Source organism: Candidatus Aminicenantes bacterium (assembly GCA_011049425.1).
Taxonomy (GTDB): domain Bacteria; phylum Acidobacteriota; class Aminicenantia; order UBA2199; family UBA2199; genus UBA876.
Genome location: DSBM01000058.1, coordinates 1 through 22,323 on the forward strand (window position 1 = coordinate 1; position 22,323 = coordinate 22,323).

Sequence of the window (22,323 nt, forward strand, 5' to 3'; positions counted from 1 at the left end):
CGGGCCATAATTGACCTTCTTGATGTGTGACGACACTAAGGAGGAACAAGTTATGGCCCGTATTGAGAATGATACTGTATTCAGAGAAGTAATTGAAGTGATTTTGGAAAACGGACTTGATGGTATGGCGGATGCATTGAGCATTGTAATCAACGAGGCGATGAAAGTAGAACGTTCCCGGACACTCCAGGCCGGGCGGTACGGGCAGGATTAATGCACGTTCCGGGGCCTGGCCATCAATCCTGTCGGAGAGCGGCGGCCTGCCCGGTTTCCGTTTCGCCCCAACGTTCCTGGACGTATTGATAGATCCCCATTTCCAGGAGATTATGCCGAATGAATTCCTCCCGGGTGCCGGCGGGAACCGGTTCATCCCAGGGTGACACATTCTCAGAGTGCACGTACACTGAAGGCATGTCCAACTGTCGGGCAAGGGCATCCACCGACCGCTGGAACCGCTCCATCATTCCGATATACAGAAAGCGTTCCTCCAGTACCCGGCGGTAATTGCCAGGCGACAGTCCCGGGGGCAGGAAACGGCATAAAAAAGATTTTCGGATCGTATCCAGGTATTCTTCAAGGGTCCAGCGGTTTTTCACAATGGGGTGGGCCATACCGTCAAGAAACGCACCTCTGCCACCGTTCCGGGATTCCCGCTTTACATAGAAATAAGTGGAAACATGAAGGTCAAAAGGATCCCGGAGGATCGCGATCAACTGGTCCATTCCGGGATAGTAGTCATCCACGCCGGTTCCACGCATATTGTCGAAATGGCCATGGATGCAGATTCCCGTCCGGCGTCGCAGCATCATGAACCTCCGGGCCAGTGAATGCCTTTCCGGGGCGCGGTTTTGCGACTCATCCTGGTAATGAAGCAAAAGATTCCCCTTGAACCATCGCCTCAGCACTTGTCGCATGGAAGAGCCCGCGCACTTGGGAACATGCATGGAAATGAGCGGTTTTTCCCTGGAATAGGTTTTCATTCCCGTTTCAATCACTCCGAACTGTACCAATTTAAACCGGAAGCGCAACAAAGTCAAAAACAGTGAACCAATGGAAACCAGTGAAACGCGGATGCCTCATTCAGAGGTCGGATTCGATGCGGGCACGCTGTTGCGGGGTGAGGTGGCCACGTTGAACCATGCGGTCGGCCACCAGGCGCACCCGCCACTGCAGATAGCGCGAATTGGAGAGGGGGCTTACCCGCAGGGGCTTGGGCAGCACGGCCACCAGGCGCAGGATTTCAGTAATTGTAAGGCTTTCGAGCGACCGCCCGAAAAAGCGTTTTGCCGCCGCGGGAAAGCCGAACACACCGCGCCCCAGTTCCACGATGTTGAGGTAAAGGTGCAGGATGCGTTGCTTACTCAAAACGGCTTCCAGGCGCCGTGCGATAAGGATTTCACGCAGCTTGCGCAAAAGTGACTTGCGCGGCGAAAGGAATAGATTTCGCGCCAGCTGCATGGTAATGGTGCTGCCGCCGCGCGCCTTTTTGCCGGCGTGCAGGTTTTTTTTCAGGGATTCTTTCAACTCAAACAAGTCAACGCCCTCATGGCTGTAAAAAGCGGCATCTTCGGAAGCCACCACGGCCCGCCGCAAAAGAGGAGGAAAATGTTCCCAGGCGGTCCATTCCTGGTGAATGGCATAGGGTTTCGCTTCTCTCTTTGCCTGCCGCATCCGCAATTTTATGAGCGCGGTAAGCGAAGGATGGCTGCGGGACAGGGATTCCACCCCGGGCAACGAGAGGTAGATCCAGGCGGCTCCGGCCAGGGACCCGGCAAGGGCCAGCATTCCCAGGAAAAGAAGCGGGTGGCGAAAAGGGAAAGCACGCTTGTTGCGGCGAGAACGCCGGACCAGGTTGATACGCAGCTTGAATGCCATGAGAATGATTCTAACGCCGCGGGGCAGAGCGGGCAACCCCTTTTCCATCCGCTTTACCTCCCCCGGCGAATGTGCTAAAAAGGGGAACTGGAGCAGCAGGTGAACCGCAAAAAAAAATCGGTATGTATTCTGTTCGGGGGACGATCCGCCGAGCACGACGTATCCATACTCTCGGCCACGGCCGTCTTTCGCAACCTGGACCGGGCACGCTTCACCCCGCAACTCGTTTACATCAGCCGGGAGGGGCTGTGGCGGCCCGTAAACGAACATGAGATGGCGACGCCCACGGCCGGGTCCCTTTCCAGGGGGTTGTTTCAACCCATGCTGCCCTGGCTGTGCGGGGGTACACCCCTGATTCGGGCGGACATCTGTTTTCCCGTGCTGCACGGCCCCAACGGCGAGGACGGACGCATCCCCGCACTGCTGGAACTCGCAGGCATGCCGTTCGTGGGCGCGGGCAGCCTGGGCTCCGCCCTGGCCATGGACAAGGGAACGGCCAAAATCCTGTTTCATGCCGCGGGCATTGAGACGCCGGATTTCCTGGTCTTTACCCGCAACCGCATCAAAGAGATCCGCCGCAATGTCACGGAACGCCTCGACTGGCCGGTTTTTGTCAAACCCTGCAACCTGGGGTCATCCGTGGGAATCACCAAGGTAAAGGCTCCCGCGGAATTGGAAGCAGCTGTTGACCTGGCGTTTCGTCACGACTCGCGCATCATCGTCGAACAGGGTATCCAGGGACGGGAGATCGAAGTGGCGGTGATGGGCAACAACCACCTCGAGGTATCCCAGCCCGGTGAACTGATCCCACACAATGATTTCTACGATTACGCGGACAAATACATTGACGGCAAGACCACCTTCTCGATTCCGGCCAACCTGGACCGAAACAGGTCTGAAAAAATCCGTGACCTGGCCGCGCGCGCGTTTCAGAGCCTGTATCTCTTCGGCCTGAGCCGGGTGGATTTTTTCCTGGAAGAGCCCGGTGGACGGATCCTGGTCAATGAAATCAACACCATGCCCGGATTCACCGAGATCAGCATGTTCCCCAAACTCTTCCTTCTCGAAGATTACACGTTTCAATCCCTGGTCACCCGGCTCATCGACTACGGCCTGGCACGGCAAACGGATGGGAGCAGCCGGTAGTGATCGTGCTGGCCGTCGATTTCGGCACCCGCAGGTTGGGGCTTGCCCTGGGCAACACGGAGTTGCGCACCGCCGTTCCCCTTCCGCCTCTGCGCCGTCGCGACCTGGCGCATGACGTTGATTGCCTGAAACGTCTTCAGAAAGAGTACGATGTGGAGTCTCTGCTTTTCGGGCGTCCATCAAACATGGACGGCACCCCGGGACGAATGCAGGCCGCGGCGGAGAACTTCGCCAACCACCTGCGCAAGCAACTGGAGCTGCCGCTTGACTGGCAGGACGAACGCCTGACCAGCGTGGCGGCGGACGAGCTCCTTTCCGACCGGGAACCCGATCCTTTCAAACGCAAGGCCTTGCTCGATTCCGTGGCCGCCATGCTGTTCCTGAACGACTTTTTGGAGTCTCAATGAAAAAACTGATCGTCATCCTGCTGATTGTGGTTCTTGCCTTGTGCGCCTGGGTCGGCTGGCAGGCGTGGCACCAGGTGTTCCGCCCTTTTCAGGCATATGCAGGGACCCTCACCCTGCAAATCCCCCCGGGTGAACCTGTTGCCGTCACGGCGGAACGGCTGGAACGCCGGGGCGTGGTCTCCAGCCGGTCCTGGTTCCTGGTTTATTACCGGCTGTTTCACCGGGGCACCGTGTTCAAGACCGGCGAATACCGTTTCACCAGGCCATTGACCATGAAACAGGTTATCCTCAAGCTCCATCAAGGCCAGGTCGTGCTGCACAAGGTCACTGTCACCGAAGGGCTGACCATCCGGGAAACGGCTGGGACTGTCTGCGCGCAATTGGACATTGACCGGAAAGCCTTTCTGGAAAGCGCAGGGGACCCTACCCCGATTCGGGACCTTGATCCCGATGCGGGTGACCTGGAAGGCTACCTGTATCCGGATACCTATCACGTGCCGGCCACTCTTGACGCCCCGGCCATGGTGTCGCTCATGGTCGAACACTTCCGCGAACGCTTCAACCGCACCCTGGAATGGCGCAGCCACGAAATGAAACTCACGGTTCGCCAGGTGATTACCCTGGCCTCCCTGATCGAGAAAGAGACCGCGGACCGGAGCGAACGTTTCCTGATTTCATCCGTGTTTCATAACCGCCTGCGCATCGGCATGTCCCTGGCCTGTGATCCCACCATCATATATGCATTGAAACGGGACGGAAAATGGCGAGGTAAGCTGGGTTGGGCCGAGCTGAAATACGATTCCCCATATAACACCCGCCTGTACGCGGGCCTGCCGCCGGGACCGATCTGCAACCCGGGCATCGCGTCTATTGAAGCGGCCCTTTACCCGGAAAGCACCAAGTTCCTCTATTTCGTTTCCAAGGACGGGCGCACCCATCATTTTTCCAGGACCCTGCAGGAACACAACCGCGCGGTGCGCAAGTACATCCTGGACAAGTAGACCCCCCGCTCACGAAGATCACACTTTGTTACATTTTTGCAATTGCCGGGATACAGGCATACACTATACTTAATCAAGAGACACCCGGCATGAATGCAAAGATCCTGGTCATCGACGATGACCGAAAACTCAACCGCCTGCTGGAAAGTTACCTGGCCCGGTTTGGGTACCAGGTGCAGTCGCACGCCCACCCCAAGGAAGGCCTGGAAGCATTGCAACGCTACTCTCCGGACCTGGTGATCCTGGATGTCATGCTTCCGGAAATGGACGGCTTCGAGGTTTGCCGTACCATTCGCCGCACCAGTTCAGTTCCGGTGATCATGCTCACGGCCCGGGGAGAAGTGACGGATCGCATCGTCGGTTTGGAAATCGGCGCCGATGATTACCTGCCCAAACCCTTTGAGCCCCGGGAACTGGTTGCAAGAATTCAGACCATCCTGAGGCGAGCCCGGGGAGAGAGCCCATCGCACACCCGCCGCGTGGGCGACCTGTACATGGACCTGGAAAAACGCCGGGTCCTGCTGGCGGAAAAAGAGATCAGCATGACCGGCGCCGAGTTCGAGACCCTGGCGCTGCTGACCCGGCGCCCGGGCGTGGTCTACTCCCGCGACCAGATCATGGAGCACCTTTGGGACATTCAGGATGATGGAGAAAGCCGCTCCGTGGATGTGTTGATCAGCCGGCTGCGTCAGAAGCTGGGAGACGACGCGCGCTCTCCCCGCCTGATCAAAACCGTCTGGGGGGCCGGATATGTATACGTGGGAGGCGACTCTCCGTAATGGGATTGACCCGCCGAATTCGCTCCTCCCTGTTTCTGAAAATCCTGCTGATATTTTCCCTGGCGCTGGTGTTGATGATCCTTTTCATCGCCGGGGCACACCGCCTGCTCTTCAAACCTCCCATGCGCTTCGAAAGCATCCTGAACCACTCGGTCACTTACGCCCAGCTGGTCGCCCGCGATTTGGGAAACCCGCCGGCGCTTGAGCGGGCACAGGATCTGGCCCGACACCTCCACTTGCAAATCCGCTATGAATCCAAGGGCAACGCGTGGTCCACCCATGAAGGTATGGAGGCCCTCGCCCGTCATGAACTGGTCAGCCTGAAGGGAATGGGCGGCGCGACCGCGGGATTCACACCCTACGGCCTATGCGCCCGTATTCCCGTGGAAAGGGGAAACCTGCTCTTTTTGCTGCGACCATGGAAAAAGGGGTTTCATCATCGCGTCAACCAGTTGATCCTCTCCGTTTCCGTACTGGCGGTGCTGTTGATCGTCGGCATCTGGTTCCTGATCCAGGCCCTGTTGCGTCCCATCCGCACCCTGCGTGAAGGCATTGTTAAATTGGGCTCCGGCCAGATGGACTTCCGCATGCACTCCACAAGACAGGACGAACTGGGGGAATTGATCCGTTCATTCAACCGCATGTCGGACCGCATCCGGGAAATGATCCGTTCCCGGGACCGCCTGCTGCTCGATGTGAGCCACGAGATGCGCTCCCCACTGACTCGAATCAAGTTGGCGCTTGAGTTCCTGGAACCGGGTGAACCCCGCCAGGCCATCCTGGAAGACGTCGAAGACGTGGAACGCATGATAACGGCCATCCTGGAGAGCGAGCGCCTGGAAAATCCCCACGGCAGTCTGCAGTTGACATCCGTTTCCCTGCGGGAAGTCGTCACTGAGGTGGGAACGGCCCTGGAAGGCCGGCCGCCTGGAATTCAATGGCAAGGTGTTTCCAGGGATCTGATGGTCCGCGCGGATGTCGAGCGCCTGCGCATTCTTCTGCGCAACATCCTGGATAACGCCCTGCGTCACTCCAGCAATTCCACTCAGCCGGTGGAAGTATCCGCCGAGAATCAAAAAAACGGCATTACCCTGCTGATCCGCGATTACGGCTGCGGCATGGCGCCTGAAGAATTAAGTCATATCTTTGAGCCTTTTTACCGGGCCGACCGCTCGCGCAGCAAGCAGACCGGCGGATATGGCCTGGGCATGAACATGTGCTGGAAAATCATGCATGCCCATGGCGGCAGTATCCATGTAGACAGCCGGCCCGGCCGTGGCACCACGGTTACGCTGGAATTCCCGGCATGATTCAAATATGTTACAATTTCTCACAACTCCCGCAAATATAAGCAACATCCACCCCGTATACTTTCATTCAGGCACCAGATGCAGTTGGGCAACCGAGGAGGACACATGTTCACGATTGTCGGCAAGACCTTTTTCCGCGTCATCGGGTTCATCGCCATCCTGGGATTGGCGGGGCCGGTAACGATATCCCTCCACGGGGCGCCATTATCCGGAAACACACTTACCCTGCAGGAAGCCATACACATCGCGTTACAGCAGAACCCCGACCTGCTGTTGGCGGCAAACCGCTCCCGCAGCAGTGAAATCACGTGGGAAAAACAGCGCGGATCGTTTCTTCCCGATCTAAGCCTCTCTTCATCCGGCAACCGCCAGGCGGGAAAATCCGTGGATCCGGTGAGTGGAGACTACACGGCTTCCGCTTATACCCGGTTCAGCCTGAACCTCTCTTCCAGCCTGACGCTTTTCAACGGTTTCGCCAATACGTCCAGCCTCCACCAAACGCGGGAAAACCGGGATGCCGCTCAGGCTGAGTTGTCACGCACGCGCCAGGGCGTTGTCTTTTCCGTAACCAATGAATTCGTTCGATCCCTCACGGCACGCAGTTTCGTATCCGTGGAAAAAGAGAATCATAAAGCCCAGGAAAATCTCTTGAAACAAATCAGCGCGTTTTTTGAAGCCGGACGGCGCTCGGTGGCGGACCTCTACCAGCAGCAAGCGGAAATCGCCGCCTCTGAATACCGCTTGCAGGAAGCGGAACGTGCCTACCAGGAAGCAGCGATTGCCCTGCTGCAATCGCTGGGTCGGGATCCCGGCATGGATATCCTGCTTCAGGAACCTGCGGTTGATGAAATGGTGAAAAGTCTTCAGGTTATCCTTGATGATCATTCCGCCTCAGCGGAGAATATTCCGGACCGGCCGGATATCGCGGCCGGGGAAAATCGCGTGGCCGCGGCCCGGTACGCGGTCCGTGCCGCGCGTTCAGGTTATTACCCGCGCCTGTCGGTTTCCGCCGGAGTGGGAAGTTCTTATTCGAGTGCCATTCCGGGATCGGACCTGGAAGACCAGCTGCTGGACCGCAACCTGTCGGCAAGTATCAGCCTGAACCTGGCCGTTCCCCTGTTTGACCGCGGCCTGACCCGTCAGGAAGTGGCCGCGGCAAAGATCCAATTGGATAACGAACAAGTAACCCTTGCGCGTCGGCGTCGCCAGGTCACCGCCGAAGTCCGCCAGGCGCGGTTGAACTGGGAAAGCGCATCCAGACAGCTTGCCAGTGCCAACACGCAATTGAAATACGCCGGAGCCGCCCTGAACAGTGTAGAAGACCGGTACCGCGCCAGTACCGCCACCCTGTCCGAAGTCAGCCAGTCAAGGGCCCTGTACAGGCAAGCCCGCTACAATCACGTGGCGGCGCGTTACACCCTGTTGCTTCGCGGCCTGGAGATCCTCTACAGCCGGGGAGACGAAGAGAATCTGCTGGCCCTGGTCACTGAATCGGCTATGGATGATGCTGCCGCACCCGCAACACAAGGAGAACATGAATGAAACGAAAACACTGGATACGAATCGGCATTGCCGCAATAATTGTCGTGCTGTTGATTGTGTGGCAAAAGCCCGGAAAAGAGAAATCCGATGATGCCCTTTACACGACAACCGCCCTGACCCGGGGCAACATTGAAAACACGGTTTCCGCAACGGGTGCGCTCAGCGCCCTGGAGACCGTGGAAGTGGGGGCCCAGGTTTCCGGCATCATTGAAAAACTTTTGGTTGATTTCAACAGTTCCGTCACCAAGGGGCAATTGCTGGCCGTACTGGACAAAACCCCTTTCCGGGTTTCCGTGCAGGAAGCACAGGCCAGGGTGGACAGCGCCGCGGCCGAGCTGGAACGCCTGGAAACGGAACTGGAGCGCAACCGCCCGCTTTTCGAAAATGGACACATCTCGCAAACAGAGTTCCTGCAGTGGAAAACCCAGGCCGCCACGGCCCGTGCCAACCTGAAAAGCGCCCAGGCCACATTGAAGCGCGCCCGGACCAACCTGGGGTACACGGAAATCCGCTCCCCCATGGATGGAACCGTAATCGAACGCACGGTAGACGAAGGCCAGACCATTGCCGCCAGTTTCCAGGCGCCCAAACTCTTTCTTATCGCCCGGGACCTGACCAAGATGCAGATCGAAGCCTTAGTGGATGAAAGCGACATCGGCCTCATCCGTCAGGGTCAGCAAACCCGCTTTTCCGTTCAATCCTATCCGGATCGCCGATTCACCGGCACGGTGCGCCAGATCCGTTTACAACCGACTACCATCAACAATGTGGTCAATTACACGGTGGTTGTGGACGCGGAAAACCGCGACCGCGTACTTTTACCCGGCATGACCGCTACGGTGGATTTCCTGGTCGAATACAAAGAGAATGTACTGATGGTGCCCAACAGCGCCCTGAACCTGCGTCCATCGGAAGGAATTGAAATTGAGCGTACCCAGGCTCCCGATTCCGCGACCGCCAATTCCGGGAAAGCAGTCCCCTCCGCAACGGGTGCTCCGGAGAATACGCGGAAACAGATGGGTTACGTTTTTGTTCCCCTGGAAAAAGAGAAACTCCGCATCGTTTTCTTTCGCAAGGGCGCGACTGATGCATCCCACACCGAGATAGCGGCCTCCCGGGAACTGGAGGAAGGCACCCGGGTGGTTACCAAGTTCACCAATCCACCGGCGGCATCCAACAACAACCGGCGCAATCCCTTCATGATGGGTGGCCCGCCGCGGGGAGGAAGGCCCCGGTAAGGGCGGATTCAGACCATGAACGCCATCGAACTGAAAGGTATTGAAAAAACGTACATCATGGGGGTTGTGCGCGTTCCCGCCCTGCGCGGGGTGGACCTGGAAATCCATTCCGGAGAATTCGTCGCCATCATGGGGGCTTCCGGTTCGGGAAAATCAACGCTTATGAATATCCTGGGTTGCCTGGACTACCCCACCGGGGGAACCTACACCCTGGACGGCACGCGGGTGGACCGCATGAACCGCCGTCAACTGGCCGACATCCGCAACCGCCGCATCGGCTTCGTGTTCCAGGGATTCAACCTGTTGGCCCGTACCTCCGCCCTCGAAAATGTCGAACTGCCGTTGCTGTATTTCCGTGGAGATGAAAGGTTGCCGGCCCGGGAAATGGCCCGAAAAGCCCTTGAACGCGTCGGCCTGGGCGACCGCCTGGACCATGAGCCGACTCAACTCTCAGGGGGGCAGCAACAGCGTGTGGCCATTGCCCGCGCCCTGGTGAACCGTCCGGCCCTGGTGTTGGCTGACGAGCCCACCGGCAATCTGGATACCACGACTTCAAATGACGTGATGAAGCTTTTCCAGGAACTCAATGATGATGGTGTAACCATAGTGCTGGTTACCCACGAGCCCGATATCGCCCGTTTCGCCAAACGCATCGTGGAGCTCCGGGACGGACAAAAAATTCGGGACGTACTCGTAGATGACCGCATCCAGGCAGGCAACGGCAAGTCGGCATTCAGCACCTCCCGGGAGGCCCAATCATGAAATTCGAGCGACTCATCCGCGCTGCCGTTCGCAGCATCACCAAGAATCGCATGCGCAGCTTCCTGACCATGCTGGGTATCATCATCGGTGTAGGCGCCGTCATCGCCCTGGTCGCCATCGGCCAGGGCGCTTCGGCGGATATTGAGAGCCAGATCGACGCCCTGGGCACCAACCTGATCATGATCCGTTCGGGATCGTCCTATCGCGGCGGCGTCAGCCGCGGGGCCGGAAGCCTGCAGACCCTCTCCATGGAAGATGTAGAAGAGTTGCGAAAGCGCGCTGCTCTGCTGGACTACGTATCACCGGACATCACCGCCGGCGTCCAGGCCATCGCCATGGAAAAGAACTGGGCCACCCAGATCCACGGCGTATCGGTGAACTATCCGTTTATCCGCAACTGGGTAATTAAAAGCGGCAATTTTTTTTCAGAGCAGGATGTACGCGGGCGGCGCAAGGTTGCCGTTCTGGGTGATAGGGTTGCGAAAGAGATTTTTGGAGAACGCGACCCCATCGGCGCCAGAATCCGCATCAACAAAGTCCCCTTCACGGTGGTCGGAACCCTGAAGGAAAAGGGCGACGCCATGATGGGCGACCAGGATGACCTCATCCTGGCACCTTCCACTACTGTACTCTACCGCCTGTCCGACGGCAAAACAGTTCGCTCAATCCTGGCCAGCGCCAAAGAAAACGCTCCCATGGAAGCAGTGGAATCCGAGATCCGCGACATTCTGCGCGACACCCATCGCCTGAAAGCAGCCGACGAAGATGACTTCCAGATCCGCAGTCAGACGGAGATCCTTGAACGGGTGACAGGTGTCACCAACACCATGACCATGCTGCTGGGAGCCATCGCCGCGGTATCACTGCTGGTCGGCGGAATCGGCATCATGAACATCATGCTGGTGTCGGTGACGGAACGCACCCGCGAAATCGGCATCCGCATGGCGGTTGGGGCCCGCAGCAGTGATATCCTGGTCCAATTCCTGGTGGAGGCGGTCATCCTCAGCCTTGTGGGGGGATTCATCGGCATCCTGGTCGGCCTGGGCCTGGGCGTGGGCATCTCCAGGTTGATCAATACGGGATTAATCGTGGACCCGGTGATCACCGTAATCGCCGTGGTTTTTTCAGCGGCGGTGGGGGTGTTTTTCGGTTTCTATCCCGCCCGCAAGGCATCCCTGCTGAATCCCATCGAAGCGTTGCATTACGAATAACCACAACCCAAGCGTTGTGTACGCTTGCATTCGCTTACGCTTTATCCCGCTACGGGCATTTGTACCCTCTGGGTAATCATCCTCATGGCCGTTCAATCACCAATGTGTGCATATACACACGGAACGCAAGAGGTCCAAGAATCAACGAGGAATTGGAACGGGCGATCTTCAGCTTCGCCCCGACACAGACCCCGAACCGCACCTCCCCCTCCCAGCAAGCGGCTGCATCACATGGTCTTGAAGGAAAGTGGGGAGCGTATCATCAAACGTTGGGATGGGAGGTCAATTACTCGATCTCCCGGCAGGGGGGAAAGTATATAGGTAAAAAATTCTGGCGTGATGGAAGTGTATGGTCAGATAAGGAATACAGGCGAAGAAAGAGACTCACCGATTTCGGCCCCTGGTGCTTCCGGGATGAAAACATTTACTTTGTCGTCAGTACCACGCCTGCATTCGAGCCCTCATTGAATCGCGAAGTATTCCGCGGGGATTACTGTGAAGATGGGATGCCTTGGAAAACAAATGGCTACGTGAAATCAAAAATCCTGCTTTGGCTGGAAGGGCGGGACACCCTTAAGATGAAACAGTATAGTGCTGCAAACGGAAGATGGGGTGGAGTTGTGACCAAGCAAAGAATCAAATAGCCTGAAATGGATTGCATGCCTGAAAAAGGAAAATTTGAAGCTCATTAGCAGGAAAATGGATTTCATAATTTGACGGTTCAGTCCGTCTCTTTTTGAGGTACAGCCACAGGCAATTTTCCATGATACATGAAGCTTCATTTCCGCCGCGACAAGAAATCAGGATTCCGTGTGACCCCCCCCAAAACGTTCCGCCGCTGCAATTATCCTCCGGGAAATGCCGGGACGGCAACCATGTGCCTATTCCTGTAACAGGAAATCGATCAGATTCATGTGTTCAATGCCGTTTCTGTCCGCAGAAAAAACCTTATCCATGGATATCACGATTTTCCGGTAATTGTCCTTAACCTTTTCAAGGTTACCAAACTCCCTGGAGATGATTTCCGGTGAGCCAAGACTGTAACAAACCTGATAATAGGTTCGTTCATTCTGTTTCTCGGCGACGAAATCTATTTCCATTCCGTCCATTACGCCGATGAAAACCCGATATCCTCGATAGAGCAATTCATTATAAACGATATTCTCCAGAATACCGTTGATATCACTTCCCCTGAAACCGATCAAACCATTTCTCAAGCCTATATCCGTCAAAAAGATTTTATCGTAGTATTCCAATATCTTTCTGCCTTTCAGATCAAAGCGGGCCGCTTTCTTGAACAAAAAGCCATCCTCCAGATGTGAAATGTAGTTCAACACCGTATCGGTGGTGATCGAAAACCGCTGGGATTTAAAATAATCCGCTATACGTTTAGCCGTGGTGATATTTCCGATATTGTCCATAAGATACTTCACGATCCTCTCCAGAGCTGATACATCGCGAATCTTATGCCGCGAGACAACATCTTTAAGCATGACCGTGTTAAGGATTGAGTTTAGATAGCCGAAAACCGTATGGTCATCAAAATTGAGAAAATGGATGCCCGGCAGACCGCCGTATTTCAGAAAATTTATAAACTCCTCTTCCTGATCGCTTTCTTCTTCTTTTCTCCGGAATTTTAAGAACTCCCCGAAAGACAACGGGTGCACCGGAATTTCAATATAGCGGCCACTTATCAGAGTTGCGAGCTCGGATGACAATATGCGGGCATTGGAACCTGAAACAATAATATCTGCGATTCTATCAGCCAACATGGAATTAATGGTTTTCTCCCAGTCTTCGATTTCCTGGACCTCATCTATGAGCACATACTTTTTACCCGCAACGATTTTCAATCTTTTTTCGACATAGTTATTCAAATCCCTGAAATTTCTGATTTCGTCGAATCGCAATGACTCCTTATTGATGTACACGATGCTTTTTTCCGGAACCCCTTGCCCGATCAACCTGTCAACCAAAGTCTTCATGATGGAACTCTTGCCCACCCGCCTCATTCCGGTGAGAACTTTTATAATGGGTTTATCAAGGTAATTCTCCAACTTGTTTATATATTCCGAACGCAAAAGAAGATTTTCATTTTCAAACATATTACCCCCTTGTTTTCGATTATAATCGAAGTTTTCTGGATAATCAAGACAATCTTCGGCTATAAGCGAAGATTATTGTATTGTTGTGACGGGGGTCTTGCATGAGTACTTTTCTCGCTTCTCCATGCGCTGGTCCCAACTGTTTCATGCGACCTCATTCAACCGCAATTGTCCCTTTGTCACCCTGACTCCTGAATTTATCTCCTTTCTTTCCGTGTCTCCTGCTTCCTGTCCCCTGCCACCTTCCTTTCACCTCGCCCCGGACAACCCGTCGAGGCCTTGGCGAAGGCGGACCTCGCCAACTTTCCAATTCTCCTCTCCTTAAATCTGATTCAAAATGTTATAATGCAAGACCCCTTCAAAAGGAGATGTCATGAAAAAAAAAGATATCCTGATCGGTTTGGTATCTCTGTTTGTGTTGGTATCCGGATTTGCCGACGGCGCGCGAGAGCTTCCCTTGTTGATTAAATCGTTAAAAATCGGGACCAAATTCAACACCGGCGCTGAGAATGTCCATACCTTTGAGTCGCAAGATGGAAAGTTGAGCTATGTCTGGATGTGTCCTGATGAGGATTTCCCCGTCAATGTTGAGTTGGATGCCGAAGGAAAGATCGCTCGCCTTGCCTGGGAAACGACTGCACAGAATCAGGAAGAGGCCGCTACTCTGGCGGATGAACATAAAACGGAATACCAGCAATTTTTTCGCGGCCGCACGGAACTGGACCAAGGATATGCCATTCATTTTGAAAGCGATACGCTGCATTATGTCATCCGTGTCGAAGCCACCCTGGTCACTTTTATGACCATCGCGAAGGGAAAAGGGATCGACGTCGAGTTATGGCTTAAGTGACACTCCTTCTTTTTTTGGGAAAAGTAAATTGGCGACGGTGCTGTAGTGCGCCCGCAAGGCATCCATGCTGAATCCCATCGAAGCGTTGCATTACGAATAACCGTTCAACCTTTTTCGGCCTTGCGGCGGGAAATCAGTTCGTCCGCATCGATGCCGCGGTTTTCCAGGTGTTCCCGCACCAGCCGCTCGGCAATGGTATCCAGCTTGGGCTGCAGGGCGGCGGTAATGATTTCGGGAGTGACTTCTTCGGGGACTTTCAACAGGTTGCGTTTCCAATGCACCAGGTAGCCGGACAGGCACATGGGTTGAACCCGGCTGTAGAACTTGGGATTGAATACGTCCAGGGGTGATTTTCCGGTACGGTACATGCTGTTGAAGTCGATTCTGGCGCCGAGGCGCTGCAGTTCATTTCGGCGATCTTCCCGGGTGTTCAGGTCATACACCACGGGCAGGTATTCCACTTCAAAGCGGGCGGCGAAATCCTTGATCATGGAGAGGAACTCGGGGAAATTATCACCCGTGACCAGGATCTTTTTGCCGTCCGGAGCCTGTTCCCAATTGGCGCCATCGGTAAAAACCGGGATATCGTGTTCAAGGGCGTAGATCACGCTGGCCAGGGCCATGCTGGCACGGCAAGGCATGCACCAGGCCGCTTCTTTGCCAAACTCTTTGCTGGTTTCCTTGTAGTCCCGCACCGCCATTTCCTTGAACAAATGGCGGATATCCATCACCTGGTGAGTTATTTTCTCTTTTCCATGCAGGGATTGCAGCAGTTCCACGTTGGGCCGGTTGGCCTTGAGCAAAATGTGCATGTACCCTTTGTCAAAGGTCAGCAAATGGACCCGGTCGTAACGCCCGGCCAGATAGTGAGCCGCGTAAAGGGAATCAATCCCCCCGGAAAACTCGATTACCACTTCGTTTTTCATTATTCCTCCATACATTCGCTTTTCATGTAATGAACTCAGGTAACGACACCATGAAGAATGAAGCCCGCCAGTCCGGCCAGGGGCAGGATCAGGAAGGCAACCACAACATTGAAATAGCGGTACACCCATCCACCCAGGGCCGGGGACTTGCGCATAAGGCGCCCGCTCCACCGGGCCCGAAACGCTGAACTGAAGATGAATGGATCATTCAACAGGCGGCGGGCCAACCCCCGTTCCAGGGAAACATATTCCTTCCGGAAATTCCGGCGGCGTTGAGCCATGCCGGGCCCGACCACCGATATCAGCGTCAGCAGCAGATAGATTGCGGCGCCGACAACCGCCACCAGTATCCACATGACAAGGGGAATAATCAAGATGCGTCCTTTGTGATTGCGTACGGAACAGCATCCCATATGTCACCTCTTTTTCAGGACTTGAGCCGGTTGTTTCGTTTTCATGCCCGGTACGTAAGCCGATGAATATTGGCAAATGCTTCCACGGCCTGATCCACTTCCGACACAGTATTGTAAGGCCCGAATGAAAAACGCAAGCTCTCCGACAGGCCGCGGCGGTTAAAGAATGCATGGGCGCAATGCCTGCCCGGCCGGACCATTACCGCCGCAGATTCATTGAGTAAACGCGCTGTGTCCATGGCATCCATTCCTTTCAGAATCAGGTTACAGATCCCGGCCCTGCGGACGGCATCTTTGGGTCCCAGAATACGCACTCCCGGGAATTCGGACAGACGATCCGTGATATGGCGGTTCAATTCCACCAGGTGACGATGAATATGGCGATGGCCCAGTCGATCCACCAAATCCGCCGCTGCCGCGGCCCCGATAGCCCCGGCGTAATCCTGCAATCCAGCCTCGAAGCGCTGTGGAACCTCCGCGGGCACGTAATGGTTCAAGGTCGAATCAATCACCGTGTCACCGCCCGTAAGGTGAGGATCCAAGGCTTTCAGAAGTTCCAACCGGCCATAGAGGACGCCCATTCCGGTCGGTCCCATCATTTTATGCATCGACGCCACCATGAAGTCGACGCCAAGACGGCGCACATCCACTTTCTGATGCAAGACGCTCTGGGCGACATCCAGGCAAACCAGACTTCCATGCTTGCGGGCGATGGAAACGATCTCACTGATTGGGAAAGTGACGCCGGTGACGTTTGATGTATGCAATAACGATACAAGTTTGACGCTGCCGTCCATGGCGCGTTCAAAGGCGCGCATGTCGAACCCGGTATCTTCCAGTGTGGGGATCACGATTCTGCGAATCCCCCGGTGTTTTTCCGCCCATTGCCATGGGATGAGATTGGAGTTGTGTTCCAACTCGCTGGTCAAAACCGAATCACCCGGAGCGAAAGCAATCCCCCGCGACAGCACGTTCAAACCTTCCGTGGCGTTGCGCAGAAACACGATCTCGTTTGGAGAACGGGCATTGAAAAACCGTTGCAGGCGGCTTCTGGCCGCCGCGAATGCAGTGGAAGTTCGTGCGGCGAAATCATGGTCCGCGCGTCCATGGCAACCGGGGAAACCATGGTAGTAATCCATCATGGCATTGGTGACACTCAACGGTTTCAAGGTCATGCAGGCGTTGTCGAAATAAACAGGGAGTTTTCCCTTGCGGCGTGCGGTCAGTACGGGAAACTCTTTTCTCAGTTCATCGGGTTTCATTATTCAGCCCACCCTTAAAGTCCGGGCAACTGATCAATTGTACTAATTTTGGTTACCTTTAGTCAAGTAAAAATGCCGACACTTTTCTTTTTTTTTAAGGATTTGCCTGCAAAAGAAATCCATGATACTATAAAAGGTAACAACATAAGGTACGTTAATGAAAATATCAGCGCGGACAAGATACGCGATACGCATCCTGGTTGAACTGGGAACGGATATGTCCCGAGTTCATTCCCTGCGGGAAGTGGAGGCCGGCCAGCAGATATCCGCCAAGTTCGCCAAGCAGATTCTGCAACCCCTGGAAAGCCGGAGTTTGATCACCAGTCGGCGCGGCGCCCGCGGCGGGTACAGACTGAAGATTGATCCCAACCAGGTTTCACTCCTGGACGTGTTCAAGATCACCGGAGAACCCCTGCTTACCGCTCCCTGTGTCAATGACTTAGAGTATTGTCCCCGCAACCACGGTTGCGGCGCCCGCAGTCACTGGCAAGCCCTGGACAAACTGATCCGGGACTATCTGGAGCAGACCACCATCGCCGACCTGATCCGAGCGGAAAAACGCGACTCAGTTGTCCCGGACTCCTGAAGAAACTTTCTCCTTAATCGCGACCATACGCCAGGCAATGCGAAACACCAGGGGACGTATGCGAACTATGGTGAAACCGCATGCGCCAACCAATTTCCGAAACTCTGAAACCGACATGAATTCATCAATAGATCGATTCAACCACGCCGCATCCCGGCCCAACCCGGTGACTTTGCCATAGACCCACGGAACGATCCTGCCCAGGTAGATACGGAAAAAAGCCCGTAACAGCCGGGAACGGGGAGGAAAGAAATCCAATACCATGAGGATCCCCCCCGGACGCAGGGTCCTATGGCATTCCCGGATGGTTTTTTCCAGGCTTTCCAGGTTGCGCATAACAAATCCTGAAATCACCCCGTCCCAGGTATTATCGCGGAACGGCAGGGCTTCTCCCTGTGCCTGGATGGGCAGGAAAGCCCTTCCAAACCTTTTCCCCCTGGCCAGCATGGCGTAACTCGGATCGACACCAACGCAGAAAGCCCGTTGTTTTGCCAGGCCCTCGGACATCTGCCCGCCCCCGCTTCCCAGGTCAAGGATGCGGCCGCTCAGTGAAAGTCCCTGCAGGGAGCGATACCGCCACCAGGCATCCAAACCCAGGCTGGACAAGTGGTTGAAGCGATCGTAATGATCCGCCATGCGGCCAAACAGTCCCTGCGGCCGCGAATTGCTCGGGTCCGGTCGCTTTGTCAAATCCGGATTATTCCACCCGGGCGCGTCGCGAATCCCAGTACAGGTAACCCAGCAGCAGCAGGAACATGACAAAACCCAGGGCCTCGCCGCCGAATGATTCCTGCCAGTGCTCGGTCCCCAGGGACCGGATCATGGACCATCCTTCGCCGAATACCAGTTGGCCGAAATATATAATGGCCGCGGCCACTACTCCCATGATGGCCCCTCCGGCAATGAATCCGGATGCAATCAGGGTCCCCCGCTCCTTGCGCGCAGTCTGCAGTTTTTTGTCACTGGTGCTGCGGGAAACAAAATGCGCGATCAGGCCGCCGGCCAGCAGGGGTGTGTTGAGGTAAAGCGGCAGGTACATCCCCAGGGCGAAGGCCAGCGGAGGAACACCGATGAACTCCAGGACGATGGCCAACATGATTCCCGCCAGGTAAAGCAGCCAGGGAGCCGGTTGGCCGGTCATCAAGGGCTTTAGTACCGCAGCCATGGCCGAAGCCTGGGGCGCTTCCAGTCCACCCGGACCGAAGCCATAGGTCTTGTAGAGCATCAAAATCACCAGGCCGACCGCGGCCGCGGAAAGCAGGGTACCCAGAAACTTGTAACGCTGCTGGGTTACCGGAGTTGTGCCAAGCCAGTACCCGATCTTTAAGTCGGTGATAAAGCCTCCGGCCATGGCCAGGGCGGTGCACACGACACCTCCGATCAACAGCGCGGCCAACATGCCCTGTTCACCTTTCAGGCCCACGGACACGAGAATCACCGAAGAAATGATCAGGGTCATCAGCGTCATTCCCGATACGGGGTTCGTGCCCACTATGGCGATGGCCCGGGCGGAAACCGTGGTAAACAGGAAAGAGATGATGGTCACGATGACCAGGCCGACCAGGGCATGGTACCAGTTGCCTCCCACAACGCCCAGCAGGAAAAAGGCGAACACACCTATCAACGTTGCAAAAATCAGGATGACATTCCATTTCATGGACATGTCGCGCTGCAGGCGTTCCGGGCGCTCAATGCCTTGTTCACTTCCCTTGCCGGTGATTTCACGGGCGGCCAGCCGGAAGGCGCCCACGATGATGCCGCGAGACTTGATAATGCCGATAATCCCGGCCGCGGCAATGCCGCCGATACCGATATGGCGCACGTATTCACTGAAGATCTCAATCGGAAGCATATCGGATATGGGCTTGGCGGCGTTCAGGATGGGTGCGGGATTGAACTGGCCGATGTAGTAGATGGCCGGCACCAGTACCCACCAGGAAAGAAAGGATCCGCAGGCGATAATCAGGGAATACTTCAGGCCGATGATATAACCAAGGCCGGTTACGGCCGCCCCGATATTGATGTTGAATTCCAATTTCACGGAATCCGCCAGTTTGCGGCCCCAGGAAAACACCCGGGTGGAAACGATCTCTTTCCAGAAACCCAGGCCGGAAACCATGAAGTCGTACAAGCCGCCGATGAACAGCGCTTTAACCAGGATTCGTGCCTGGTTCCCGCCCGCTTCCCCGGCCACCAGCACCTCGGTGGTCGCCGTGGCTTCGGGAAAGGGGAACTCCCCGTGCATATCCGCCACGAAATACTTGCGGAAAGGAATCAGGAAAAGGATACCCATGAACCCGCCCAGCAAAGATGCCAGAAACACCTGCATGAACGTGGCTTCAAGACCCAGAATGTAGAGTCCGGGTATGGTAAAGATGGCCCCGGCGACGATCAGTCCCGAACTGGCACCGATGGACTGGATGATCACGTTCTCCGACAAGGCGTTGCGCCGCCCCGTCATGACCGAAAATCCCACGGCCAGGATGGCGATGGGTATGGCGGCCTCAAACACCTGGCCGATCTTCAGGCCAAGATAAGCCGCGGCCATTGAAAACAAAACCGCATAAAACATGCCCCAGAAAAGTGAATATGGGGTCACTTCCGGCAACGGCCGGTCAGCGGGAACCACGGGACGATACGTTTCTCCTTCTTCCAGCTTGCGATAGGCGTTTTCCGGCAAGCCGGTGGGACGATCCCGCCCCCTGAGTTCATCATGGCTCATGCTAGGCCACCTCCATTTCGAAACGCTTCCCGCCGCCAAAAATGGGCGGAAATACAGGTTGAGGCTAGCATACCACCCACGCTAATTCAAGGCAAATTCAAGACGTCGCCGGTAAACGGAAATCGCGGCCTTCACCGGCTTGCGGTTGACACCCGAATCGGGCCTGTGCTACCATGCAAAGCGGGTCTTGAGGGCAAAACCGCCTTTCTGGAGGGTGTCATGGACGTATCCACAAGTTACATGGGATTGGAATTGCGCAACCCCATCATTATCGGCAGTTGTGGTTTCACGGGTTCCTTGGACAGCATTCGTCGCCTGGAGGATCACGGTGCGGCCGCAGTGGTGCTCAAGTCCATTTTCGAAGAGCAGATCCTGAATGAAGCCGGCACCCTGCACGAAGGCTCGATGGGCCACGCCGAAGCCGCGGATTACATCACCCAGTACACCCGACGCCACAGCCTGGACGAATACCTGCGCCTCATTCGCGACAGCCGGGAAAAAACCGGCATCCCCGTAATTGCCAGCATCAACTGCATTTCCGCTTCCGAGTGGACGGAATACGCCCGCCAGATCGAGCAGGCCGGCGCCCATGCGCTGGAACTCAACCTGTTCGTATTGCCCGCGGATACGCAACAGGACGGGGAAGCCATTGAAGGAATATATTTCGACATCGTCAGCCAGGTCACGGCCCAGGTAGTCATTCCCGTGGCGCTGAAAATCAGCCCCTATTTTTCCAGCCTGGCCAACACGGCATTTAACCTGTCGGTACGCAATGTGGCCGCCCTGGTCCTGTTCAACCGCTTTTACAGTCCGGACATAGATATTAAATCGATGAAAGTCATCAACGGAGAAGTCACCAGCTGCCCCAACGAGAATGCGATGGTATTGCGCTGGATCGCCTTATTGGCGGGCCGGGTTCACTGCGACCTGGCCGCCACTACCGGAATCCACGATGGGACCGCGGTAATCAAGAACCTTCTGGCCGGAGCCGCGGTTGTGCAGATCGCGTCGTCCATCTACAAACAGGGACCCAAAGTCGTGGCTTCCATGCTGACGGAAATCCGACAATGGATGGAGGAGTCCGGTGTGACGCGGCTTTATGATGTGATCGGCCGACTGAGCCGCAGGAACATCGATGCCCCGCAACTCTATGAGCGCGCCCAATTCATGAAATACTTCGCCGGCGCTAGAGACTGATTTCCCTGCCGGCAAAATGGCGTCGGGAATGCCTCTGACAGATACACCAAACGCCCTTTTTTTCACACGCTGGTGGATAGCCGCTCGTCCCTTCTCATTTCCCGCCTCCACCATGCCTGTACTTTTCGGAGCTCTGCTGGCCGCCGTTCTGACTGCCGGGTCGCCGCACTGGGGACGTTTGCTGCTGTCTTTGGCGGCCATGCTGCTGCTGCAATCCGGCGCCAACATCCTCAATGATGCAACCGATTTCCGCTGCGGACTGGATCGGGAACCCACTCCCGGCAGCGGCGCCGTGGTGCGACACCTGCTGACACCTCGCCAGGCCCTTCACGGCGCCGCACTGCTCTTTGGCATGGGCACACTGTTGGGTCTTTTCCTTGCCTGGCAAACCACGTGGTGGCTGCTGGCCGTAGGCGCTACCGGAGTCTTTCTGGGCGTTTTCTATTCCCCTGGAGGCCGGTCGGGCTTGAAATACCACGGCTTGGGCGATCTCGCGGTTCTGACCGCTTTCGGCCTGCTGGGCAGCCTGGGAGCCTGGATGGTGCAGACCGGCTCCGCCGCCTGGCTGCCCGTGATTTTCGCCCTGCCCCAGGCCCTGCTGGTGGCGGCCATTCTTCACGCCAACAACTGGAGGGACGCCCCCACGGATCACCGCGGAGGCATCCTTACCCCGGCCATCATACTGGGTGACCGCGGTTCGTCTATCTATTTCCACGCCCTGCTGATCTTACCGTTCCTGCTGGTGCCCTCGTTTGTGGTGTTGCCACGCTGGGTTGCCCCGCATCTTTCTCCCCTGCCGGCAGCCTGCCTGGCATCCCTGGCGGCCTTTCCTGTTGCCCGGCGCCTTCTCGTCCGCACGCGGCAACGCCACTCCGCCACGGATCGTGCGGACTTTCCAGCGCTTGACGGCGCCACAGCACGATTGAATCTGATTTTCGGCCTGCTGCTCAACGCCGGCCTGGCGTTCCACCTGGTGCTGCAACCGTAATAC

At 56.0% G+C, this 22,323-nt stretch carries 22 protein-coding genes; 14 read left to right on the forward strand and 8 right to left on the reverse strand.

Annotation, left to right across the window (positions count from 1 at the left end; all coding sequences use genetic code 11):
• Positions 1–236: 236 nt before the first annotated feature.
• Both ENN40_04315 and ENN40_04320 read right to left on the reverse strand, forming a co-directional pair.
• Positions 237–995: a hypothetical protein gene (locus ENN40_04315; protein ID HDP94569.1), complete on the reverse strand. Its 759-nt coding sequence runs from the start codon at positions 993–995 to the stop codon at positions 237–239.
• A gap of 85 nt (positions 996–1,080) precedes the next feature.
• A complete protein-coding gene (locus ENN40_04320) occupies positions 1,081–1,923 on the reverse strand; it encodes a monofunctional biosynthetic peptidoglycan transglycosylase (protein HDP94570.1) in 843 nt (280 codons plus the stop codon).
• A 39-nt stretch (positions 1,924–1,962) separates the two neighbouring features.
• Between ENN40_04320 and ENN40_04325 the strand changes: the two genes are divergently transcribed.
• The 10 genes from ENN40_04325 to ENN40_04370 all read left to right on the forward strand — a co-directional run bounded on the left by ENN40_04325 (position 1,963) and on the right by ENN40_04370 (position 11,915).
• A complete protein-coding gene (locus tag ENN40_04325; GenBank protein ID HDP94571.1) occupies positions 1,963–3,021 on the forward strand; it encodes a D-alanine--D-alanine ligase in 1,059 nt (352 codons plus the stop codon).
• On the forward strand, positions 2,901–3,428 hold the full coding sequence (gene ruvX / locus ENN40_04330; GenBank protein ID HDP94572.1) for a Holliday junction resolvase RuvX: 528 nt from the start codon (positions 2,901–2,903) through the stop codon (positions 3,426–3,428). The genes ENN40_04325 and ruvX overlap by 121 nt, the downstream gene beginning before the upstream one ends.
• Positions 3,425–4,429, forward strand: a complete 1,005-nt coding sequence (gene mltG, locus ENN40_04335; protein ID HDP94573.1) for an endolytic transglycosylase MltG — start codon at positions 3,425–3,427, stop codon at positions 4,427–4,429. Before ruvX ends, mltG begins: the two co-directional genes overlap by 4 nt.
• 89 nt (positions 4,430–4,518) lie before the next feature.
• Positions 4,519–5,208, forward strand: coding sequence for a response regulator transcription factor (locus tag ENN40_04340; GenBank protein HDP94574.1), 690 nt, complete (start codon positions 4,519–4,521; stop codon positions 5,206–5,208).
• On the forward strand, positions 5,208–6,518 hold the full coding sequence (locus ENN40_04345; protein ID HDP94575.1) for a HAMP domain-containing histidine kinase: 1,311 nt from the start codon (positions 5,208–5,210) through the stop codon (positions 6,516–6,518). The genes ENN40_04340 and ENN40_04345 overlap by 1 nt, the downstream gene beginning before the upstream one ends.
• A gap of 78 nt (positions 6,519–6,596) precedes the next feature.
• Positions 6,597–8,060, forward strand: coding sequence for a TolC family protein (locus ENN40_04350; GenBank protein HDP94576.1), 1,464 nt, complete (start codon positions 6,597–6,599; stop codon positions 8,058–8,060).
• A complete protein-coding gene (locus ENN40_04355) occupies positions 8,057–9,298 on the forward strand; it encodes an efflux RND transporter periplasmic adaptor subunit (GenBank protein ID HDP94577.1) in 1,242 nt (413 codons plus the stop codon). Before ENN40_04350 ends, ENN40_04355 begins: the two co-directional genes overlap by 4 nt.
• A 15-nt stretch (positions 9,299–9,313) precedes the next feature.
• The gene (locus ENN40_04360; GenBank protein HDP94578.1) at positions 9,314–10,060 is read left to right on the forward strand and encodes an ABC transporter ATP-binding protein; all 747 of its coding nucleotides are present in this window, start codon (positions 9,314–9,316) and stop codon (positions 10,058–10,060) included.
• Positions 10,057–11,271, forward strand: coding sequence for an FtsX-like permease family protein (locus tag ENN40_04365; GenBank protein ID HDP94579.1), 1,215 nt, complete (start codon positions 10,057–10,059; stop codon positions 11,269–11,271). The genes ENN40_04360 and ENN40_04365 overlap by 4 nt, the downstream gene beginning before the upstream one ends.
• A 152-nt stretch (positions 11,272–11,423) precedes the next feature.
• Positions 11,424–11,915, forward strand: coding sequence for a hypothetical protein (locus tag ENN40_04370; GenBank protein ID HDP94580.1), 492 nt, complete (start codon positions 11,424–11,426; stop codon positions 11,913–11,915).
• A 237-nt stretch (positions 11,916–12,152) separates the two neighbouring features.
• Here the strand turns inward: ENN40_04370 and ENN40_04375 are convergent, their stop codons facing one another.
• Entirely contained in the window at positions 12,153–13,376 is a 1,224-nt protein-coding gene (locus ENN40_04375) for an ATP-binding protein (protein HDP94581.1), read from the reverse strand.
• Positions 13,377–13,749: 373 nt separating this feature from the next.
• On the opposite strand from ENN40_04375, the gene ENN40_04380 reads away from it, so the two are divergent.
• The gene (locus ENN40_04380) at positions 13,750–14,226 is read left to right on the forward strand and encodes a hypothetical protein (GenBank protein ID HDP94582.1); all 477 of its coding nucleotides are present in this window, start codon (positions 13,750–13,752) and stop codon (positions 14,224–14,226) included.
• Positions 14,227–14,330: 104 nt separating this feature from the next.
• On the opposite strand, the gene ENN40_04385 is transcribed toward ENN40_04380, so the two are convergent.
• From ENN40_04385 to ENN40_04395, 3 genes are read right to left on the reverse strand one after another with little or no spacing between them, the layout of a single operon-like run.
• A complete protein-coding gene (locus ENN40_04385) occupies positions 14,331–15,152 on the reverse strand; it encodes a hypothetical protein (GenBank protein HDP94583.1) in 822 nt (273 codons plus the stop codon).
• 35 nt (positions 15,153–15,187) lie between these two features.
• Positions 15,188–15,565 carry a hypothetical protein gene (locus tag ENN40_04390; GenBank protein ID HDP94584.1) on the reverse strand — a complete coding sequence of 126 codons (378 nt, stop codon included), beginning with the start codon at positions 15,563–15,565 and terminating at the stop codon, positions 15,188–15,190.
• Between the two features lie 41 nt (positions 15,566–15,606).
• Entirely contained in the window at positions 15,607–16,827 is a 1,221-nt protein-coding gene (locus tag ENN40_04395) for an aminotransferase class V-fold PLP-dependent enzyme (protein ID HDP94585.1), read from the reverse strand.
• A 157-nt stretch (positions 16,828–16,984) separates the two neighbouring features.
• On the opposite strand from ENN40_04395, the gene ENN40_04400 reads away from it, so the two are divergent.
• A complete protein-coding gene (locus ENN40_04400) occupies positions 16,985–17,413 on the forward strand; it encodes an Rrf2 family transcriptional regulator (protein ID HDP94586.1) in 429 nt (142 codons plus the stop codon).
• Here ENN40_04400 and ENN40_04405 read toward each other — a convergent pair.
• Positions 17,393–18,049 (reverse strand): methyltransferase domain-containing protein, encoded by a 657-nt coding sequence (locus ENN40_04405; GenBank protein HDP94587.1) that lies wholly within the window; start codon positions 18,047–18,049, stop codon positions 17,393–17,395. The two genes, ENN40_04400 and ENN40_04405, sit on opposite strands and share 21 nt — an antisense overlap.
• Before the next feature lie 61 nt (positions 18,050–18,110).
• A complete protein-coding gene (locus tag ENN40_04410; GenBank protein ID HDP94588.1) occupies positions 18,111–20,135 on the reverse strand; it encodes an oligopeptide transporter, OPT family in 2,025 nt (674 codons plus the stop codon).
• 219 nt (positions 20,136–20,354) lie between these two features.
• Here ENN40_04410 and ENN40_04415 point away from each other — a divergent pair, with 219 nt between their 5' ends.
• Positions 20,355–21,332 (forward strand): dihydroorotate dehydrogenase-like protein, encoded by a 978-nt coding sequence (locus ENN40_04415; protein HDP94589.1) that lies wholly within the window; start codon positions 20,355–20,357, stop codon positions 21,330–21,332.
• Between the two features lie 16 nt (positions 21,333–21,348).
• Positions 21,349–22,320: a prenyltransferase gene (locus tag ENN40_04420; GenBank protein HDP94590.1), complete on the forward strand. Its 972-nt coding sequence runs from the start codon at positions 21,349–21,351 to the stop codon at positions 22,318–22,320.
• The last annotated feature ends 3 nt before the right edge of the window (positions 22,321–22,323 follow it).

Excerpts from the sequence above, each read along its gene's own strand:
- ENN40_04320 (HDP94570.1), bottom strand. The coding sequence starts at position 1,923 with ATGGAAAAGGGGTTGCCCGCTCTGCCCCGCGGCGTTAGAATCATTCTC.
- mltG (HDP94573.1), top strand. The coding sequence starts at position 3,425 with ATGAAAAAACTGATCGTCATCCTGCTGATTGTGGTTCTTGCCTTGTGC.
- ENN40_04340 (HDP94574.1), top strand. The coding sequence starts at position 4,519 with ATGAATGCAAAGATCCTGGTCATCGACGATGACCGAAAACTCAACCGC.
- ENN40_04345 (HDP94575.1), top strand. The coding sequence starts at position 5,208 with ATGGGATTGACCCGCCGAATTCGCTCCTCCCTGTTTCTGAAAATCCTG.
- ENN40_04350 (HDP94576.1), top strand. The coding sequence starts at position 6,597 with ATGCAGTTGGGCAACCGAGGAGGACACATGTTCACGATTGTCGGCAAG.
- ENN40_04355 (HDP94577.1), top strand. The coding sequence starts at position 8,057 with ATGAAACGAAAACACTGGATACGAATCGGCATTGCCGCAATAATTGTC.
- ENN40_04360 (HDP94578.1), top strand. The coding sequence starts at position 9,314 with ATGAACGCCATCGAACTGAAAGGTATTGAAAAAACGTACATCATGGGG.
- ENN40_04365 (HDP94579.1), top strand. The coding sequence starts at position 10,057 with ATGAAATTCGAGCGACTCATCCGCGCTGCCGTTCGCAGCATCACCAAG.
- ENN40_04375 (HDP94581.1), bottom strand. The coding sequence starts at position 13,376 with ATGTTTGAAAATGAAAATCTTCTTTTGCGTTCGGAATATATAAACAAG.
- ENN40_04380 (HDP94582.1), top strand. The coding sequence starts at position 13,750 with ATGAAAAAAAAAGATATCCTGATCGGTTTGGTATCTCTGTTTGTGTTG.
- ENN40_04385 (HDP94583.1), bottom strand. The coding sequence starts at position 15,152 with ATGAAAAACGAAGTGGTAATCGAGTTTTCCGGGGGGATTGATTCCCTT.
- ENN40_04390 (HDP94584.1), bottom strand. The coding sequence starts at position 15,565 with ATGGGATGCTGTTCCGTACGCAATCACAAAGGACGCATCTTGATTATT.
- ENN40_04395 (HDP94585.1), bottom strand. The coding sequence starts at position 16,827 with ATGAAACCCGATGAACTGAGAAAAGAGTTTCCCGTACTGACCGCACGC.
- ENN40_04400 (HDP94586.1), top strand. The coding sequence starts at position 16,985 with ATGAAAATATCAGCGCGGACAAGATACGCGATACGCATCCTGGTTGAA.
- ENN40_04405 (HDP94587.1), bottom strand. The coding sequence starts at position 18,049 with ATGGCGGATCATTACGATCGCTTCAACCACTTGTCCAGCCTGGGTTTG.
- ENN40_04410 (HDP94588.1), bottom strand. The coding sequence starts at position 20,135 with ATGAGCCATGATGAACTCAGGGGGCGGGATCGTCCCACCGGCTTGCCG.
- ENN40_04415 (HDP94589.1), top strand. The coding sequence starts at position 20,355 with ATGGACGTATCCACAAGTTACATGGGATTGGAATTGCGCAACCCCATC.
- ENN40_04420 (HDP94590.1), top strand. The coding sequence starts at position 21,349 with ATGGCGTCGGGAATGCCTCTGACAGATACACCAAACGCCCTTTTTTTC.